The organism is Brevibacillus porteri (assembly GCF_003013475.1).
Taxonomy (GTDB): Bacteria; Bacillota; Bacilli; order Brevibacillales; family Brevibacillaceae; genus Brevibacillus; species Brevibacillus porteri.
The window spans coordinates 109280-128947 of the sequence record NZ_PXZO01000017.1; the positions used below are offsets into that span (position 1 = coordinate 109280).

Consider the following 19668-nt stretch of genomic DNA (forward strand, 5'->3'; position numbering starts at 1 on the left):
GGATGAGAGATTCCTCCACAAAAACAAACAGAGCCAATGAATAAACATTCGCTCTGTTGCTTATCCATTTTATTTTCTCACACAGAAGTGGATTTTGGTTGAAGCGTGCGATTCCGGTTCTTCGCTTTTGCCCCTAGGAAATTCGTCCCAATCACCCCGATAACAATCATCACCGCGCCAATAAGATGGTAGTATGCCAGTTGTTCCTGCAAAAAGATGACGCCTGCCACGATGGTAACCAACGTAGACAAATTGTTAAACACGCTGAGTTTGGATGCTTCCATCTTGGACAAGGCAAAGTTGGTCATAAAAGACGTCATGAGCGAGGACAATATCCCCAAAAATACAATGGAGATGATAAACGATGAGCTGGCGAAAGGGGCAAAATACGTCGACAAAGTCCCCTCTGCACTATGGCGAATGACTGACCAGCCGTTAAAAAACAAAAATCCGAGTAACGCCACCATATACGTCATGTCTATATAATGAAAGGACTTAGTCATTTTCCTCGCCAGAACACTATACCCCGCCAAAGAAAACGCGGATAACAGGATGAGAATGGTACCGATACTGCTCCCTGAGCCTGAGCTGACACCGAGCCCCTTCATTGCAAAAATGTACACGACACCTCCTACGGATAAAAGCGTGGATAGCTTTTGCAGCCACGTAGAAGACTCTCCCAAAAAGAATGCCGCCAGGATCATAGTAAAAATCGGAACGGTTGCTTGAATAATCCCCGCTTCAGACGAAGTGGTATACACCAGTCCAAACGCCTGAAGGGTAAAGAACAGAATGGGATACAGCATGGCGAGCGGTATAATCGTGAGCATGTCTTTTGGTTTGATGGACAGCTTGATCCACCCAAACACGATCGGTATAGATGCAGCGATAAATGCCACGGTAAAACGGTGCGCCAAAGTATCAACCGGGCTGGTTACAGCGAGTGCCATTTTCAGAAATAAAAACGACAAGCCGGTAATCCCTGCATTCAGTAATGCCGCAAGAATCGCTTTTTGTTGGTCTTTCATCGTATGTATCTCTCCTACTGGGGACTTTTTACAGACGGCCGTCTTAGGTTAATAGTAATGGGGGATCAATCGTGCTACAATGCAAAAAAGGAGTAACTGTACCGATACAAATCCAGCGGTAAGGGAATGTTTTTTTGGATGCACAAATATTTGCAGCTACAAAATGAACTCGAAACGTTGATTGAAAGCCTCTCCTATCGAGACGGAGACCGGCTTCCCTCCATTCGGGAGCTCGCCTCTCGTTACCAATGCAGCAAGAGCACTGTAATCCGCACTTTGGATGAGCTCGAAAAGCGTCACCTCATCTACTCGGTCGACCGAAGCGGCTACTACGTCGTGAAAAAACAAAGAAAGATCCAACCTGCAGATACGTCGGTGATCGATTTTGCGACCTCTGCTCCCGATCCTGACCTCTTTCCTTATGTTGACTTTCAACACTGCATCAATAAAGCGATTGAAACCTATAAAAACGATCTTTTCATATATGGAACCACACAAGGCTTGCCATCGCTCATTGCCGTCATCGCCAAGCTGCTTGGGAACCATCAGGTTTTTACGGACCCGGGTAATATTTTCATTACCTCCGGTGTCCAACAAGCGCTATCCTTGCTGTGCATTCTTCCTTTTCAAAATGGCAAGGAAACGATTCTGATTGAGCAGCCCAGTTACCATCTTTTCATTGAAAGTTTGCAAGTACGCAAGCATCCTGTCGTCGGGATCAAGCGCACTGCCCAAGGAATCGACTTAGAAGAGCTGGAGTCTATTTTCCGAACGGGAGAGATCAAGTTTTTCTATACGATGCCTCGCTACCATAGTCCGCTCGGTACGACGTACAGTCGAAAGGATAAACAGCGCATTGTGGAGCTTGCCCAACAGTACGACGTCTATATCGTAGAAGACGATTACATGGCAGATCTTGAGCATGACAGCAAAGCTGATCCCCTCTTTACCTATGATCGCTTTTCTCGCACCATTTATTTAAAAAGCTATTCCAAAATTATTTTTCCTGGGTTGCGTTTGGGTGTGGCCGTTATACCTGACGCGCTAAAAGATTCCTTTAACCAGCACAAGCGACTCATGGATATCGACAGCTCCATGCTATCTCAAGCTGCGTTGGAAATTTACCTAAAAAGCGGAATGTTCGAGCGTCACAAGCAAAAAATTCGCAGTTCCTATCAACGGCGATCCAACCTGCTGATGGCGTCTTTGAACCATTTTGCGACGAATGAAGAGCATCTGTTCACCTTTCAGCCCTTTGCGTATCCGGGGATTCATACGCACATTGTTTTGAACGATTCCATCCCGGTCCCTGCTGTTATCAACCAGCTAAAAAAGTACTCCATTCTTGTGGATGCTACTGACAAAAATTACTTGGTGGGCTTTCCGCAAGAAAATATTTTGAAGCTGAATGTGTCCTATGCCAAGGAAGCAGTGATTGAGCAAGGGATTGAGGTGTTGATGGATGTGTTACGCCGCATGCACCGTTAACCTCTCCGCCTTAAGTCGCAGATAAAATCCGACGAGGGTGCGTTTTTGGACAACCAAAAAATCTCCATAATAGAGCTGTTGAGTTGATCCGTAGCACAGGCGGATGTGAAATGATTGGTACGTAACCAATTAACGATCTACAACGTATTACAAATACAGGAATATGGTTTTAGCAGAATGATGGCGGCTTTATAAAAGAAAATATGCAGAGAAAATTGTTTTAAAATGCATCAAATGCGGTATATCGTTGTATAGTAAGTGAATCCCAATTCAAAAAAATTCGTTCCATAGTCGGCCAGTTTGAAGTAGAATCGCATCTAGATACATGTATTTTGTTGGACTTACTCGGCGTGCTGCTGAATATTCCGACAAAGCGCAAAAAGGCCTCCAAAGTTGATGACTGGCAGTTAACGATAGAATGACAAAGGAGAAATAGATGTTTCAAAACATTTTAGATTTCTTAATGGAATACGGCTATTTGGGAATGTTCATCCATTCTTTTGCAGACGCAGTCATCTTTCCCGTTCCTGCCTTCTTTCTTCAAGTGCCACTCAGCCTCGTTGATCCTTCGCAGGCATTGTGGATTGCAACGGTAGGCTATATCGCTTGTCTCTTAGGGACACCCGTTGGTTATTTTATCGGTAAAGTCCTAGGCAAATCCGTTCTGTACAAAATCCTCAAGAAGGAATGGATTGATTCTGCCACAGCGATGTTTCAAAAGAAGGGCGAAGTCGCGATCTTCATCGGTTCATTTACACCGATTCCGTTTAAAGTATTTACAATCATGTCAGGTTGCTTGAAATTCCCGTTGTGGAAATTGCTTGGGTATGCGGCAATTGGACGGGCAGTCAAATTTTACGCAGTCGGATTTTTGTTTTATTTTTACGGTAAAATGGCGGAAAATATGGTCCATAACGTTTCTATATATATATTCCTCATCATGGTGCCGCTCATCTTGGTCGGATTATGGGTGAAGAAAATTGTCACCAAGCGCCGCCAGCTGAAAATGGAAAACGCTGGCGTCAGCAATGGCATCAATGAGAAAGTCCTGAATAAATAGCAAAGAAACCCCAATTCACACATTGGGGTTTCTTTTTTTACGCCTGTTATGCTTTTTTGACACGAATGCCTTCCTCTTCTACATCAATCAGCATCGCTGTCACTTTGTCTTCTTCCATCACCAGATCCGCAATGCCATCCTCGACATATTGCTGAATTACGCGGCGCAATGGACGTGCCCCGAAGGAAGGGTTGTAGCCCAGCTCAGCCAGCTTTTCTTTTGCGGCATCTGTCACGCTGATCTCCATTCCTTGCTCAGACAGATTGCCCATAACATCTTGCAGCAGCAGATCGACGATTTTGACCAAATCCTGTTTTTCCAGATGAGCAAAGGAAATGATCGAGTCGAAGCGGTTTAGGAACTCTGGCTTGAAGTACGCCCCCAGAGAATCCAGCACGGTGGCGGGCTCGGGCGCTTTTGCTCCAAAGCCAACGGAGATTTTGCGCTCGCTCACGCCGGCATTGCTCGTCGCAATGATGACCGTCTCCTTAAAATTCACCGTACGGCCCTGACTGTCTGTTAGACGACCGTCCTCCAGAATTTGCAGGAACATGTGCATCACGTCCGGGTGTGCTTTTTCGATCTCATCCAGCAAAATAATGCTGTACGGGTTGCGGCGAACGCGTTCAGTCAACTGACCTGCTTCTTCATGACCGACGTAGCCAGGAGGAGAACCGATCAGTTTGGATACCGAGTGCTTCTCCATGTACTCGCTCATATCGAGGCGGATCATGGAATCACGGGTACCAAACAGCTCCTCTGCCAATGCTTTGGACAATTCTGTTTTCCCTACGCCAGTCGGACCGACGAACAGGAAGGAAGCAATCGGTCTGTTTTTCGGTTTCAGACCTGCACGACTGCGTCGAATCGCCTTCGCGACTTGTGTGACCGCCTCGGATTGACCAATGACTTTTGCTTCCAAATGAGCCGCTAGGTTTTTCATTTTCATCTGCTCATCACTTTGCAGCTTCGTAACAGGAATCCCAGTCTTTTGCTCGATCAAGGCTTGGATGTCCGAGACGTCAACCTGGACGCGTTGTTCCTTGCCCTCAATCTGATCCAGCTTCTCTAAAATGCTTGCCTCCTCGTCTCGCAGACGGGCAGCTCGTTCATATGCTTCTTGCTCCGTCGCTTCCTTTTTCTCCTGATTGATCTGCGCCAGCCGCTCATGCAATTCTGCCGTATCAACCGCGGAGGACCTCAGATTCAAACGTGAGCCCACTTCATCCATGAGATCAATCGCCTTGTCAGGCAAGAATCGATCCTGAATGTAACGATGGGCGTATTCCACGCTGGCACGGATGACATCATCCGAGTAAGCGACTTGGTGGAATGCTTCGTATTTCGGACGCAATCCTTGTAAAATCTCAATGGCTTGTTCTACGGTTGGCTCCTTTACCATGACTGGCTGCAGGCGGCGCTCCAGAGCAGCGTCTTTTTCAATCACACGATACTCTTTTAACGTAGTTGCCCCAATCAGTTGCAACTCACCGCGAGCCAGTGCAGGCTTCAGGATGTTCCCTGCATCCATTGATCCTTCCGCAGAGCCTGCTCCCACCAGTAGATGAATCTCATCCACAAACAGGATAACGTTTTTGCGCTTTTGCAGCTCGGCAATCACTTGCTTCACTTTTTCCTCAAACTGTCCGCGAATTCCCGTCCCTGCAACCAGAGAGGCGACATCTAAAATGTACACCTGCTTGTTTTTCAGCTTGGTCGGTACTTGCCCTTCCGTAATACGCAGGGCGAGGCCTTCCGCAATCGCCGTCTTCCCGACCCCTGGCTCCCCGATCAGAACCGGATTGTTCTTATTGCGTCGGTTCAAAATCTCAATAACACGCTCAATTTCCTGTTCTCGTCCAATCACAGGGTCAATCAGTCCGGCACGTGCCGCATCGTTTAGATTACGCCCCAGGTCATCGAGGATGCCTCCACCACGCTCTGGTGCTTGTGGCTGCGGTTGGCTGGAAGATTTGCCCGGATTCATCGGGCCTTGGGCAAAGCCTTGCAGGAACTCATCCAGTCCAGAGAAGGAGGAGAAAGGACTAAAGCCCATACCCACTCCCATTTTGTTGGTCAGCTTTGTCTGGCAGTCTTTGCACAGATCGTATTTTTGTTGCTGATTTTGCACGCGTATATGAACAGTCACAGTTGCTTCTCGTTGTTTGCAGATTTCACAATGCATATTCAATCCCCCCAAAAGCGTTGTTTTGGAATTCAGAAGATCTTTGACCTTTCCTGACCTTCGTTGACTTTATTATAGTTTGACCTTTTTTGACTTTCAAGAGGGATTGTTTGGTTTTTTACACTTTGCCCTTTTGCAGATAGGGAACAATTGAAAGTAACCCAATAACAGCTAAACAAGCGCCTATCCACAATGGTGAAACAAGCCCATAGCCACTGCTGATCCCGATCCCGCCTAAGGAAGAACCAATGGCAACACCCAATGTAATAAAGGAAGTATGCATAGTGTTTACCATTGTCCCACTGCCTGCAGTATTCATCACTCGTGCGATCATGGCCGGATTCATCGCGACACCCGTCAACCCAATCAAAACAATGGATAGCACAGCGATAAATTTATTTTCGGCGCCTACGGCAAATAGAACCAATGCCGCTAAGAGTATGCTTAATCCCGTTACAAGGATGCGCATGGTAAAACGATCAGCAAGTCTGCCAATCACGATATTTCCGATCACGGTCGCGATGCCATAAAGGGCAAGCAAATACGGGATACTCGCATCCGAAAATGCCGTTACATCCGTAAGAATCGGAGTAAAATAACTAAACGCTGCGAAGGTACCGCCAATGATCAGCATACTCGTTACATACGCGGCCCAAAGGTGTGGATTTTGAAAACTGGCAAGCTCATCCTTTCCGTTCATCTGGTCTTTTTGTACGGAGGAAGGAAGCAACCATTGGATCAAGATCCCTGATAGCAATACGACAACGGCAACAGCCCAAAAGCTCATTCTCCAGCCGAACAATTGTGCAATCACGGTTGTCAGAGGGAGTCCGATGACAGTAGCAATCATTAAGCCTGCCAAAACAATCGAAGCTGCCTTTCCCCGTGAATGAGGGGGAACCAAGCTGGCTGAAATACTAACGGAGATACCAAACGCTGCGGATGAAGCAATACCCGTTATGATACGTGCAAGCATCATCGACTCGTAATTCCAAGCCATGGCTCCCAGCGATTGGCCAATAAAGAAGACGGCAACCAAAGAAAGCAGCGCTTGTTTTCGGCGAATGTGCAAGAGAGTTGCTGTTAGGATCGGGCCTCCTATCACCATTGCTCCTGCATACGCCGTAATAAAATACCCGATGGATGGGATCGACACGTCGAAAACATCGGCAAGCTCGTTCATCATACCTGCCACCATAAATTCAGAAGTCGTCATCGCAAAAATCGCTACCGCTAATAAACTAAATCATCGACGGCATGAAGGAACACTCCTCTACTTATTATTGTAACAATCGGTACAAAAATAATTCAAAAAAAGAGCGCATTACGCGCCGAAGATAGATTCCATGGTGCCGTTCATGATTTGTTCAGCCAATGTCCGATTTTGTGTAGATGTATTCAACACACGGAAGCCGTAGTAACTGCTTAAAAATAGGCTAGCCAAATCCACAGCAGATCGTTTTTTGGAGATTTCGCCCGTTCGCAAGCCTTCCTCCATCACTGTTTCCATGGTTTGCTTCAAAAGTTCAACATGTCTGGAGACTATTTCTTCAATCTTGGGATCGTCTTTTGCCCGTTCCAATCCCGCATTGATCAGCAAACATCCCTTTGGATTCGTAGATTCAAAGTCTTCCACCAATGCCCAAGCTAAAAAATTGTGCAATCGTTCTTTCACAGAACCCGGACTTTCCAATAATGCCCGCTGTTCACGAATTCCAGTTTCGTGATAGTGTTCCACCACTGCTAGATAAAGGTCCTGTTTGCTGCCAAACGTATTGTACAAGCTGCCTTTACCTAGTCCAGTATCACTGCATAAATCATGCGTAGAACAACCATTGTAGCCTTTTGACCAAAATGTTTTCATGGCCACATCTACAATGGAAGTGTAATCAAAATCACGAGGTCTGCCGCGTTTGTTCAACGGAATCCTCCTTTCGTTTCCAACTGTTATGGAAATCTTACACATTATGTACCGTTCGGTCAACAAATGAAATGTCTGCAACTGTAAACCATGCCTATAGAAAAAGCCCATTTTGAAAATCATCTCTCAAAATAGGCTTGATCATTGATTATATCGACTCTACATCTGTCACTGTTGGAATAACGTAAACTCTTCAGCTAAGTTGACCTTCTCCATCTATCGCCCCCATTAAAAAGAGTATGCTTGTACTTCTTCGAAAGTAGGCAGGGATGGTTGAGCACCGTTCCTTGTTACGACAATCGCTGCTACTTTGCTGGCGAAAGTGGCCGCTTCCGTTTCTGTCATTCCTTGTGTGATCCCAACCGCAAAAGCTGCCGTAAAGGAATCGCCTGCCGCAGTTGTATCCACTGGCTCTACGCGGAAAGCCGGGATATGGGTCGCTTCATCGGCGGTTACTAAGAGAGCGCCCTTTTCCCCCAACGTCACGATGACGCGCTTTGGTCCACCAGACAAAAGCTTTTGGGCTGCGGCATGCACTTCATCTATCGTGGATACAGGCATTCCCGTGAGAATAGAAAGCTCTGTTTCATTTGGGGTTAAGGTATGTACATGGGTTAATAGCTCACTGGATAGCTCGCGTGCAGGTGCCGGATTTAAAATGACCAGCTTGCCGAGTCGAGCAGCCTCTTTAACGGTATATTCCACGACATGCATCGGGATTTCCAGTTGGAGCAATACGATGTCGCTGTTCTTTAAAATAGACTGATTGTCTGCAATATGCTCGGTGCAGACAAGCGCATTCGCACCCGGAACGAGCACGATGTTATTTTCCCCGTCATCACTGACATTGATAAAAGCCATGCCTGTCGTACCCGAGCATTTGATCCCCTCTATGTGAACGTGCGCATCCGTTAGCCCTCCCAGCATAACCCGGCCGTTCTCATCCTCTCCTACCATTCCAATCATGGAGACATGCGCACCCAGGCGAGACGCTGCTACTGCCTGATTCGCTCCCTTTCCACCCGGGATCAGCTCGAAGTGATGGCTTGCGATCGTTTCTCCTGCTCTGGGCAAATGATGTACATGGGTTACGAGATCCATATTGATACTTCCTACTACTGCGATTTTCACGACGAGCCCTCCTCGTTCCATCTCGAACATGATCATTCTGTCGGTTACAAAATAGTGCTTTTCATCCGAGAAGTCAACGTATTTTCTCAGGATTGTTCCTAAGAAGACTTGGAGCGCAATGCCTCTATTGGATATAATGAACAAATCTTCTATCATCCGGAGGTAACCAGATGAAGCCGATTATCCAACATCCTTGGAGCATTGATGAGCAAGAGGCTATCAACTTACAGCGACAACTAGCCCAACAAGTGAAAAAAGAAGATCAACTAGCCGACGTACGCTTTATCGCTGGAGTAGATGTCGCCTATCATGCCGAGTCTGATTTGTTAGTTGCTGGTGTCGTGATCCTCGACGCTAATTCCCTGCAAGTCGTCGAGTCTGTCGTCATTCAAGACACCGTCGAATTCCCGTATATTCCCGGCCTGTTCTCTTTTCGAGAGCTGCCTCCGTTGGTGCGTGCATTCAAGGAGCTAAAAACAACACCGCAGCTCGTCGTCTGCGATGGACAAGGAATCGCTCACCCACGAAGATTCGGACTAGCCAGTCATTTGGGCGTCCTGTTTGACATTCCTACCATTGGCTGTGGAAAAACGAGACTACTAGGCGAATACGAAGAACCCGCACAGGAAAGAGGCGTGTATTCCCCTTTGATCGATCAGGGTGAAATCATCGGTGGAGTCTTGCGTACACAACCGAATATCAAACCGATATTCGTCTCGATCGGACACGGAATCTCTTTGCCAACTGCATGCGCATGGATCACCAAGCTCTCTCCCAAATATCGTTTGCCCGAAACGACGCGGCAAGCGGATCAGCTCGTGAATAAAGTATCGGCAAAGTTAAATAACAGCCGCTAATGGAGTGTCGGCCATACATTTTCATCGTGCTCATCCAAGACTGCTTCAATCAGATCTCCTTGGAACACGACGATATACCCTCGTGGAAGAGCCAATGCTTGCAAAAGAGACGGACGTAGCTTTAGCAGTTGATAAACGTAGTACGACTCAAGCTGGTCACTGTCTACTTCGCCTTCCACAGGCCCGAGATACCATCCGGAGTCACCTTTTCGAACATCTTCTGCACGCTGCAAATAGACATGTTCTTGTTCAAATGCACCTTTTGCCACTACAATTTTATCTTGGAACAAAGCAGCTTCCCCTTCTGCTCGCACGGTTTGCAAACAGTTGTTTTGCGCCATTTGCACGACCAAGGACACAGACAGGTCAGAAGTTGTTTCGGAAAAAGGATTCTCGTCGTAGTCGGGTGCCACGATTTCCATATACCCATCTCGTTCGAAAACCAGAAGAATGGTCCAGCCTACCTGAATTTTCGCACCGTTCTTAATAGGACCAGTCTCGTCTTCTACATCGGCGAATACGTCCAACAGAAAGTCTGCTTGCTTCACCAAAAACTCTTTGCAGGTCAAGACAAACGTTCGGTTATGAATCTGTTTAGAGCGTTTGCAGAGTCGGGACTCTTTCTCAGCTGACATGGACCTCTTCCTTTCTGCGTGATCGGAATTGCTGCTATCTTCAGGATATCACGAATAGGAGAAAAGCTCCGTTACACATTTGCTACAAAGGTTGGAAAAATGGGCTGACGAATGAGCAGCAAAGCGGCTTGGCAGATGGTCTACAACTTTTTTTGTTGGATTTGTTCAACACAGTCTTTGATCGTATCTATGACGGCTCTTGGCTCGGTAAATTGAGGAAAATGTCCACTTTTTTCAGCGAGGATATGTTTGCTGTTGCTTGATAATGAAAGCAGCTCCAACTGATGCTCGATTCGTTTTTTGCGTACTTCCTCTGGCATCATACGATTTTCTTTTCCACCTGTAATCACATAAACAGGTATGTCAGGAAAAGAATCGATTGCATGGATTTGTTCCACTGTTTTTTTGACAAAATGAACTTCATTGAACTGTTTATGGGGAGACAAGGAATCAAACATGGAGAGCATTTTGTTTATGGCTTTGACTACCTTACCTTGATATTTTTCGAGGCCGAGATCTTTCGGATGGCTGGATTCTAAAAAGACGACGCCAGCTACTTCGTTGGGGTAACGCCGGGCATATAAATTTGCATATAATCCCCCTAATGAATGTCCGACTAGCAAAAATGGGGGTTCAAATCCTACTAACGTTAATGCCTCCCGTAACGTTTCTACAATCGTGAGTCCATCTTGGGGTTCCTGCGGCTTGTCACTACCCGAAACACCAAATCGATTATAGGAAAATAAAGATGACGTCTCTGAAAGATCAGGTAGTATTCTCATCCAGCCTTCTATGGGTCCTGAACCCCCGTTAATGAGAACGATATTGGGTTTGCCGTTTCCGCTACAATGATATTGGATCGTCCCTTTTGAAGTACTTACTTTCGATATCTCTATTGCCAATGTACGACACCTCACTTTGTTAGGGCTGGATTTCACTGTAGTAATACGTGATGAACAAAGGAGGGTTTCTATTTTGTAGGATGAATCTTGCTGTGAGGAAAAGGAGCAGCGACAGACAAAGGACGTTGTTTTGTCGTCCTTGTCTGCCGCTGTCTTGATTGTTACCAAAGAAGTTATTTGGTGCCGAGTGGTACTGTCAACAGCTCCGCCAATTTGACCGCATTCTCTCCCACCATGCAGCTGTAATGGTTACCGGCGATTTCTGTCACTTCCAGTTCTCCAATGCATATATCTTGCCAAAAAGCGATGGTCTCTTCGCTCGTGCTAGGCAAAAATTGAAACGGCTCGCGAGCCAGCAGGAAGCGAATGTCTCCCATATAGGGCAAAGGAGTATAGCGCGCTGCTTTAAAGCTCTGCCCAAACACTTTGCACAAGCCCTCTGCCATTTCCACTGGCATCTGTTCCCCTGATGTTTTGCCTAGCGCATGGACATAAGCAGTGAAGCGTTCTCTTCTGTCAAACGCAGATAATTTGCGGAATATCTCTCCCACCTGGTCTAGCCCATCATCTCCACTGATGGTGCACGCTGAGCCTTGCGGGATGCAATCCCCGTGTTTTTCTACGAGCTGCAAAATCGCCCGGGCAAAATCATGCTCATCCACTTTTCCAAAACCAGCCTGTTCCAGCGTGATGTTCAGGTTTGGAACAAAGAGTGCTTCAATCAAAAGATCGTCATTCACTTCTGTCAGGATCGGAGGAATGTCGATCAAAACCAAGTCCAGAATAGGGACGCCCTGCTCCCCAAGTCTTCTCGCTACTTCAATGGCAATCAATCCGCCCAAGGAATAGCCGATGAGCTGTACAGGCCTTTGCTCTCCTTCACGCAAGACGTCGATCAAGCATTCGGCATAATCATCGGCCACGGTTTCTATCAGCTCGGACGGCTCTAGCGCGCAATAACGTTCGCTGTCGTCAATGGCGACCCCGACGATGCTTCCTGTCTGCTGGGCTTTGAGCTGTTCAATCAATGGGCGAAAACTGTCCATCGTCCCCAAAACAGCATGGAACACAACCCGCAGCGGCCCAGATTCGTCACCGCCATATGGAATCAGCACGGCATTGCTCGACTTGTTGCGTTTCTTCGGCAATGCGACTTCCTCACTCTGCTGCCCTTCCTGATTGCGCATGTGTATGAAGCTAGCCAGTGCTTCCACGGTCGGGAAGTTGAGCATTTGCCGGAGCAAGACATCAAACGGGATGGCAGTGTGCGTCGAGTCCTCCGCCAGCTTGTCGCGCAGCACTCCGGCTACCTGCGCCATGATGAGGGAATCTGCACCGTACTCATAAAAGCTTTGTGTTCGACCGATTCCCGAGACTCCCAATGCTTCTGCCCAGACGTGAGCAAGCTGCGCTTCCAATGGATCAGATTCAGCCCCCTCTGTAGCGTCCATAGCAGCATTTTGTCCGAATGACGATGCAGGGCGCCATTTTGCCAGCTCTCGGCGATCTATTTTTCCATTTCCGGTGAGTGGCAGTGCGTCTACGACTTGCAAGTGGGCAGGCAGCATGTAGGCAGGCAGGTGTAGGGAAAGGAATTTTTCCAGCTCTGCGGCACTGACCCTCACCCTGTCCAGCTTCACGCGATGGGCGAGCAGATGATTTTCTCCCTCTGTCCACTTGGCAAGAATGAGCCACCCGCCCGGGCAAATCAGTTCTTTCAGCTTGTTCATGTCAGAGCTATCTATCGCTCCCGCAGCGAACACTACGTCGAACGAGTTCGGTGCCAATCCTTGTGCCCGATACTCTTCTTCAACTGTATCCATGCTTATATATTCTAAATCATGGCCTTCCAACGCTTGCGAGACTTGCTCTGTTAACGCCCCGTTCCCTGCGCCGACTTGCAATACCCGTAGAGGCATGCTCGTATGCTGTCGCGCAATCTCTTGCAGAAGTATGACAATGCGCTGATTGACCTCGATGTCCACTTCTTCACTGATCCCATTTACGATCGCGAATTCGGCTCTTTCCGCTTCAAGGTCCCGATCCATCTTGCGGGCGCACTCCACAATCCCCAGCAAAACAGGCTCGTCACTCGCTCCATCCAGCACGACACCAGCTGCGGCGACAGCAGGGTGTTTGAGCAGGGCCGATTCAATTTCACCTAGCTCGATTCGATGCCCTCTGATTTTGACCTGATTGTCTTCTCGGCCGATAAACTCGATTTCGCCGCCCGGTGTGTAGCGGCCCAAGTCACCCGTTCGGTACAGTCTCTCTCCATCGACAGGGTGGGAGAAGAATCTTTCCTCCGTGAGGGGTTGATCTCCTACATAGCCCTCCGCCAAGCCAGCTCCGGTAATATACAGATCCCCGATCACCCACACCGGGCAATCGCGCATCTGCGAATCGAGGACGCGGAAGCCTTGATTGGCGAGCGGGCGGCCATACGGAATACTGTTCCAGTCTGCTTCCAGTCCTTTGTACAGATGGTAGTTCGACCAGATCGATGCTTCCGTGGCACCGCCGAGACTGACGATCTGTGCAGAAGGCAGATATTTTTGCATCCGATCAGGCAGCGTCAACGGAATCCAGTCACCGGAAAGCAAGGCCAGTCGCAGGCTGTCAACTTTGACAGTTGGCGTGGAATCCAAATACGTGACCAGCATCTGCATCAGGGCCGGCACGGAATTCCACACGGTGATGTCATGCCCGGCTATCAGCTCACTCCAATGTGACGGATCCGTTTGACGGTCGGGATGAGGATACACAACCGCACCACCAACAGAAAGCGTGGCAAAAATATCGTAGACAGATAAATCAAAGCTCAGCTGGGCAAGGCCAAGTACGCGGTCATTTTCCGTGATCGCAAAGCGACGAAGCATATCCTCGATTGTATTCGCTGCTGCACGGTGGCTGATGACGACCCCTTTGGGCTGTCCCGTGGAGCCAGACGTATAGATGATGTACGCAGGCAAATCCGGGTTTAGGTCAGGCAGTATCAATGGTTCATGCTGCGGGCTAACTTGATCTACTGCAATCGTTTGAATAGAGTCTGACCAGTGCAACTGGTTGGCAGATACCGTCAAGGCATAACGGATGTCCGCCTGTTCCATCATGACCTGTCGGCGCATCTCGGGTTGCTTCGGATCAATAGGTACATAGACGGCTCCGGCAAACAATGTTCCGAGTACGGCTGTGACTTGATGCACGCCTTTATCCATCACGATAGCAACGCGGTCTTGCTCGCGGCAGCCTAGTTCCTTAAGCTTCCCTGCTACTGCGGCAGCACGTTTGACCAGTTCCGCGTAGGAGATCTGTCCTTCACTGTCAATCACAGCCGGACGATCTGGCGTCGACATTGCTTGCGTGACGATTGGCTGATGCAAGGCGTACTCTGGTAAAGCTGCCGTGGTCTCATTTACCTGCTGACGCTCTTCTCGCTGCCAGTCTGGCAACGTAATTTCGTCAGCTCCCTCCCACATTTGCTCGCTGTCCGCCAAAGCTTGCAGTAATTTTGCAAAAGTATCAAACATGTCGTCAACGACATGCTCTGGGAAAACACCCTCCCGCACATCCCAGTTCACCTGCAAGCCTGCCGAGCTGTCCATGGCTTGGCAATCGATGAAAACCTGCGGTGTTTGACTGATTCCATGCCCAGCAATTTTGCCCTGTAGCTGACCGCCTTCCGCTGGTTCCACTAACCCAATCGCGCTCGTAAATACGATTGGCATCAGAGCGGCTTCACGCCCGCGCCTGCGAGCTAGCTCGCGCATGACCTCCACGCCGGAAAACAAACGGTGATCCAAATCTTCAAACAACTGCTTTTGAATGGTTTTCGCCTGCCCCTGAAAAGAACGCTCTAATCCCCAATCAACCGCAAGCAAATTGACGGATGTGAAATCCCCGACAATCTCATGGACTCGCTCATGCAGCGGCTGTCTGTTCAGCAACGTCAAATTCAGGCAAAACGCACGATTTCGGCTCCAGCGCTCGATCACAGCGGCAAAGGCTGTCATCACGGCGGAGGTTGGCGTCAATCCTCGCTGCTGGGCACGCTGTTTGAAGGCATCCCACGAAGCATTATCTAACCGAATGAAGCGACGGCGAAAGCGTGCGTCTCCATTCTGGGTCTGTTGTCTCGCCATTGGTAGGTCTGGGGCCTGTGGCAATGCATCGATCCGTTGCTGCCAGTACGCTTTGTCTCTGCCATACGCCGTAGTCTCTCTTAGACTGCGTTCGGCAAATACGTAATCGCGAAACGTAATCGGCAACGTGGGCAATGTTTTTCCCGGTTCTTTGTAAAGGGCCTCAAACTCACCCAGCAAGAGCCAAATACTCGCCCAATCCGCGATGAGAAATTCCATCGATACATGGAGTACAACCCTGTCGCTCGTTTTCGTCAATCCGATATCAAACAACGGCCATTTGGCTGTATCATACACGCGATGTCCCATCGCTTCGCGTATGTCATCGAGCCTTGTTCCTGCCTCCTGCTCATCCATGCCACTAGTATCTGTATATGTAATCGTCAAACGCGGAACCTTCTCCAGAATGCGCTGCTGACCGTTCGGATCAATGGTTGCACGCAGCATGTCATGTCTTGCAATGAGCAGGTTCCACGCATCCTCCGCCCGTTTCGGATCAAGCTCGGGATAGTCCAGCTCCATGTAAATATGGCACGCCACGCCACCATAGCCAAACAGCTCATACCGTCCCAGTAAATAAGCAGACTGCACATCTGTCAGGGGAAAAGGCACAAATCGCGCTGCTGGATCGGGTATCACCGTCACCGGTTGGGATTCCGCTCGCAAAAGAGCGAGAATGTCTGCTTTCTGTTCTTTTAACGCCTGTAAATCATCCGCTGCAAGTGTTCCTCTTGGGGCTTTGTAACGCAGGCTCCCATTTTCCTCCCATAAAAAAATTCCATCTCTGCGTAGGCGCATCAAGAGCTCGACGCTATTTGTCTTGAGGTTTTGGGGCATATGCACACTCTCCTATTTAAATGAGCTTCGCCATTTCGTTTTCGTTTGGGGAAAGCTGCTGACGTACGCCAACATCGATGTTGTTCTTGATGAGGAACAGCTTTTGTCCAAGTGGTGCCAGTGGGTGAGACTCCTCAGGCAAGACCGCAAGCTCCTTGACACCTGCCCGTTCAAAAACATCGAGCCACTGCTGGACAGTCATGAAGGTCGATTGCGTATTTTTCCTGTCATCTACTGGTGGAGTCATCATGAAAGCTTGGGAGATGAGCATTTCTACGAATTCTCGAGTTGGCTCGGTAATAATCATCCAGCCTCCTGGAGCAAGGGTCTTCAACAGCCCTTGGATGACTTCATCCGTGTCCCGCGCGTTGTTCAACATGCCTGCCGCAATCACGATATCGAAGCTGCCTTCTGTGAGGCCTTGTGCAAACAAATTTTTGTCGATATCAACCACCTGATATTTTATCCATGGGCAAGCTTTGTAGCGTTCACGTGCAGAGGATAAGAAAAAGTGGGACACATCCGTGTACACATACTCCACATGCAATCCTTTGGAAACAGACGCCCTCAGGCGGTCCACAACCACATCACTCGTTGCTCCAGTCCCAGCGCCTACCTCCAGAATGCGAAGCGAGTTTGTCGTAGACGCGATCCGCGCTACTGCCTCTGCGACCGACTTGTTCAAATAACGCGCCACAAGGGTGTCCCGATAAAGCGCATTGGCAACATGCATGCGGCCCTCAGGAAATAGCAGCAATGCAGCTTGTTGGGTATCATCCATCAGCTGTGGCAGCCGATCCGCATTGTCCTTGAGATAGTCCATGACGAGCGGTGAGCCCAGCTTGCCATTCCAAGCATTTTTGGCTAAATCCCACCGTCGTTCTACTTCCTCTCGCGTCATCTGAATGCCGCATTGATACTCGCCAGCAGCAAATTTCAGGTAGCCACGATCCGTCAGTATGTGCAGCCAGCGGTTGATGACTGGTTGATGACGCTCTGCTATGTTTGCAGCAATGAAAATATCTGACGCCGTAAAGGAATGTTGTCCCGCTGTCAGTGCTCCTTGAGATTGCAGCGCGAGCAGCATGGAGGCCACCGCAGCTGCATCCAGGCGCTCAATGCACGTATTTACCTGCACAGCATCAATCCCTTTTAGCTCGCTCTCGGCAGACGCCGTGCATACAAAAACATCGTTGTTTTCCGCCAAAGTCGCATCATTAGGTGATGCAGTGCCGTGGAATTCGTCATCTGAAATGCTCCAGGCTGCTTGTTCGAGAGACGCTAACGTCAACGGCTCATGACTGCCATTCGAGCGCAACACGGGATATCCCAATGCCTGCGTCCATTCTTGCCACTGTCGTGAACACAATAGTTCCTGCTGCGCGCGTGTTTCCATCGTAGCCTTATCGACCTGCCCCATGATCCTATCTCGCATGATGAGTAAATCGCGTCCGATAGCTTGCGGCCACTGCTTCGTAAGAATGTCCCGATAGGTCGGCGTCTCCTGCGGTCCCAATATGTGTGTACTGTTTTCCAGCATGTGTGCAGGTGGGGAAACTGTCAGCTCACCGTGAATGTCGGGAAGATCCGGTACGTGCAGACGCGCCTGCCACACGACAGGGCCATGCGTGTCTGTAAGCGACAAGCTCCCGCCAGCTACACCAATCGTCACGCGATGCAGTAAATGCAGATGGTTGTCTGGATCATCCGGATCGACTTCATTGTGGGCGCGCAGCGTAATTGGAATTTTGCCCAGCTGTCCGATCAACACTTGAAACGGTCCCTCATCCTTGATGACATGACTGATTTTCCACGGACGAATAGAAGGGAGGGCTTCCTGCAAAATGTGCATGAGCGGGAAGGACACTTGTGTAGCGCAAGCAGCCTCGATGTACAAGGCAGGCTGCACAGCCAGCATCGTACGAGCGCAAGCAATAAAGCGGCGAACAGCAGGCAAATGTACGTAGAGATCGCCCGTCATAAAATGAACACCGTTCTGCTTGGCATGCTTTAGGCACAGCGCCAAATCTTTATGGTGGATCGGCTCTTCCGAAATGACGTGAATGCCCTTGGCAAGCAGTTGGATCGACAGCTCTGTTCCATTGCCACCCATCACGGTGGAACGCAATACGACGCAAGCCAGATCAATGTCAGCAGGTAATTGATTGACATCGGTGTACAGCGGGATGCCATTTCGCTCGGCGCATTGACGCGAGCGTTCACTTCCTTTTGCCAGCAGCCCTACCAATTCAAACTGCTCAGGCAATGCCTTCACCGCCTCCAAGTAGAACTGTCCAAAGCGGGAACCGCATACCACGGTACGCAACTTACGATTCTTTGTCATACGTCACCCCTACTTCATTTCCATGATGGAATGCATGAGTTCGACCTGCTGCTCGCGAAGTGCATCAATCAAGCCTGTCGCCGATACGCCTTCTGCCACGAAAAAGCAGCCTGTTTTTCTGTTCTGATCTTCCGCGATTAAGTGAGCCACTGTGGCCGCGATGATGCCAGATATCCGATTCCAGTCGCCCGGGTACAGAAGAGTGGAGAAGACCCGCACTTTTTTACCGTCACGCTTTCCGGTCGCATGCAGGTGGAACATCGTAAAGTCTTTCACACCCGGCTTTTTCGTCTCAAACTGTTCCAGCAGCAGCTTGGCTGACGCTCTTTTTTGTTCCTCGGTTTTGTATTGCTGCAAAGCCTTGATCATCACAAATTGATTCAGGATGGCATTGCTTTGATAGCTGTTGTAAAAATAAGCGGATTCGATTTTATGCTGCTTGGTCATAAGGCCGAATTCCTTTGTCACTACCGGATATGTGTCGCGCTTTCCAGCGGGATGCGGCAGTGAATAGTTGCGATGGAACGGCCCGTCTATTTTTTTGACCTCTCCTTGCTTGAAGTAAGACATTCCCCATCCGGTATCTTCTTCAATGCTGCAGACGATGTCATAGGCCGCATTGAGTGAAAATCCGCCCTGCCCTGCAAAAAAGACTTCGAGCAAATCGATTTCGTCCAAATCATTTTCAGCGACGTAAGCTGGGAAAACTTCCGACAGCCCCGGGTAAACGCCAGCAGAGATGATAAACAGCAGTCCCTTTTCTTCGATTTCCTGCTTTCGCATGAGCAATTGTTGATACAGATGCTCATCTCCGGACACATCTACGTAATGAACCGCATGCTTGAGGCATGCAACGGCAACTTTATCAACGATTTGCTTGGAGGGCCCTGCACAATTGATGACGAGATCGACTCGACCGCAAAAGTCATGCAACTCCTCCTCGTTGCATACATCCACCTGCTGGCATTCCAGCCTACCGTCCGTCCCAGTAAAAAGCTCACTTAGCTTCTCGAGATTTCTACCGCCCAGCAAAATCGGATCGTTCGTTCTAGACAAAATCGTTTGAAAAGCTGCATGGCCTACAACACCAGTCGCTCCCAAAATGCCAATCTTTTTGATACCCAATGTTCTCTCCCTC

The 19668-nt window shown here is 48.9% G+C and carries 12 protein-coding genes and 1 pseudogene; 3 read left to right on the forward strand and 10 right to left on the reverse strand.

From position 1 onward, the window contains the following. Window positions 1–77: 77 nt before the first annotated feature. Complete coding sequence (locus C7R92_RS10125; RefSeq protein WP_106834156.1) at window positions 78–1028, reverse strand: DMT family transporter; 951 nt, start codon at window positions 1026–1028, stop codon at window positions 78–80. Between the two features lie 138 nt (window positions 1029–1166). Here C7R92_RS10125 and C7R92_RS10130 point away from each other — a divergent pair, with 138 nt between their 5' ends. Beyond that, window positions 1167–2516 carry an aminotransferase-like domain-containing protein gene (locus tag C7R92_RS10130; protein ID WP_106834271.1) on the forward strand — a complete coding sequence of 450 codons (1350 nt, stop codon included), beginning with the start codon at window positions 1167–1169 and terminating at the stop codon, window positions 2514–2516. 436 nt (window positions 2517–2952) lie between these two features. Further along, a complete protein-coding gene (locus C7R92_RS10135; protein ID WP_069847995.1) occupies window positions 2953–3576 on the forward strand; it encodes a YqaA family protein in 624 nt (207 codons plus the stop codon). Between the two features lie 46 nt (window positions 3577–3622). On the opposite strand, the gene C7R92_RS10140 is transcribed toward C7R92_RS10135, so the two are convergent. The 4 genes and pseudogenes from C7R92_RS10140 to rbsK form a co-directional block, all read right to left on the reverse strand. Continuing rightward, complete coding sequence (locus C7R92_RS10140; protein WP_106834157.1) at window positions 3623–5761, reverse strand: ATP-dependent Clp protease ATP-binding subunit; 2139 nt, start codon at window positions 5759–5761, stop codon at window positions 3623–3625. A 118-nt stretch (window positions 5762–5879) separates the two neighbouring features. After that, a pseudogene (locus tag C7R92_RS10145) lies at window positions 5880–7020 on the reverse strand (MFS transporter). A 65-nt stretch (window positions 7021–7085) separates the two neighbouring features. After that, window positions 7086–7682 carry a TetR/AcrR family transcriptional regulator gene (locus C7R92_RS10150; RefSeq protein ID WP_106834159.1) on the reverse strand — a complete coding sequence of 199 codons (597 nt, stop codon included), beginning with the start codon at window positions 7680–7682 and terminating at the stop codon, window positions 7086–7088. A 228-nt stretch (window positions 7683–7910) separates the two neighbouring features. After that, a complete protein-coding gene (gene rbsK / locus C7R92_RS10155; protein ID WP_106834272.1) occupies window positions 7911–8813 on the reverse strand; it encodes a ribokinase in 903 nt (300 codons plus the stop codon). A gap of 170 nt (window positions 8814–8983) precedes the next feature. Here rbsK and nfi point away from each other — a divergent pair, with 170 nt between their 5' ends. Beyond that, on the forward strand, window positions 8984–9670 hold the full coding sequence (gene nfi / locus C7R92_RS10160; RefSeq protein ID WP_106834160.1) for a deoxyribonuclease V: 687 nt from the start codon (window positions 8984–8986) through the stop codon (window positions 9668–9670). Here nfi and C7R92_RS10165 read toward each other — a convergent pair. The 5 genes from C7R92_RS10165 to C7R92_RS10185 all read right to left on the reverse strand — a co-directional run bounded on the left by C7R92_RS10165 (window position 9667) and on the right by C7R92_RS10185 (window position 19655). Beyond that, the gene (locus tag C7R92_RS10165; protein ID WP_106834161.1) at window positions 9667–10305 is read right to left on the reverse strand and encodes an immunity protein Imm33 domain-containing protein; all 639 of its coding nucleotides are present in this window, start codon (window positions 10303–10305) and stop codon (window positions 9667–9669) included. The two genes, nfi and C7R92_RS10165, sit on opposite strands and share 4 nt — an antisense overlap. A gap of 140 nt (window positions 10306–10445) precedes the next feature. Further along, on the reverse strand, window positions 10446–11207 hold the full coding sequence (locus C7R92_RS10170; protein WP_106834162.1) for an alpha/beta fold hydrolase: 762 nt from the start codon (window positions 11205–11207) through the stop codon (window positions 10446–10448). 173 nt (window positions 11208–11380) lie between these two features. After that, entirely contained in the window at window positions 11381–16186 is a 4806-nt protein-coding gene (locus tag C7R92_RS10175) for a non-ribosomal peptide synthetase (protein ID WP_106834163.1), read from the reverse strand. 16 nt (window positions 16187–16202) lie between these two features. Beyond that, window positions 16203–18530, reverse strand: a complete 2328-nt coding sequence (locus tag C7R92_RS10180) for a bifunctional Gfo/Idh/MocA family oxidoreductase/class I SAM-dependent methyltransferase (RefSeq protein ID WP_106834164.1) — start codon at window positions 18528–18530, stop codon at window positions 16203–16205. Between the two features lie 9 nt (window positions 18531–18539). Further along, complete coding sequence (locus C7R92_RS10185) at window positions 18540–19655, reverse strand: saccharopine dehydrogenase family protein (protein WP_106834165.1); 1116 nt, start codon at window positions 19653–19655, stop codon at window positions 18540–18542. Between the last annotated feature and the right edge of the window lie 13 nt (window positions 19656–19668).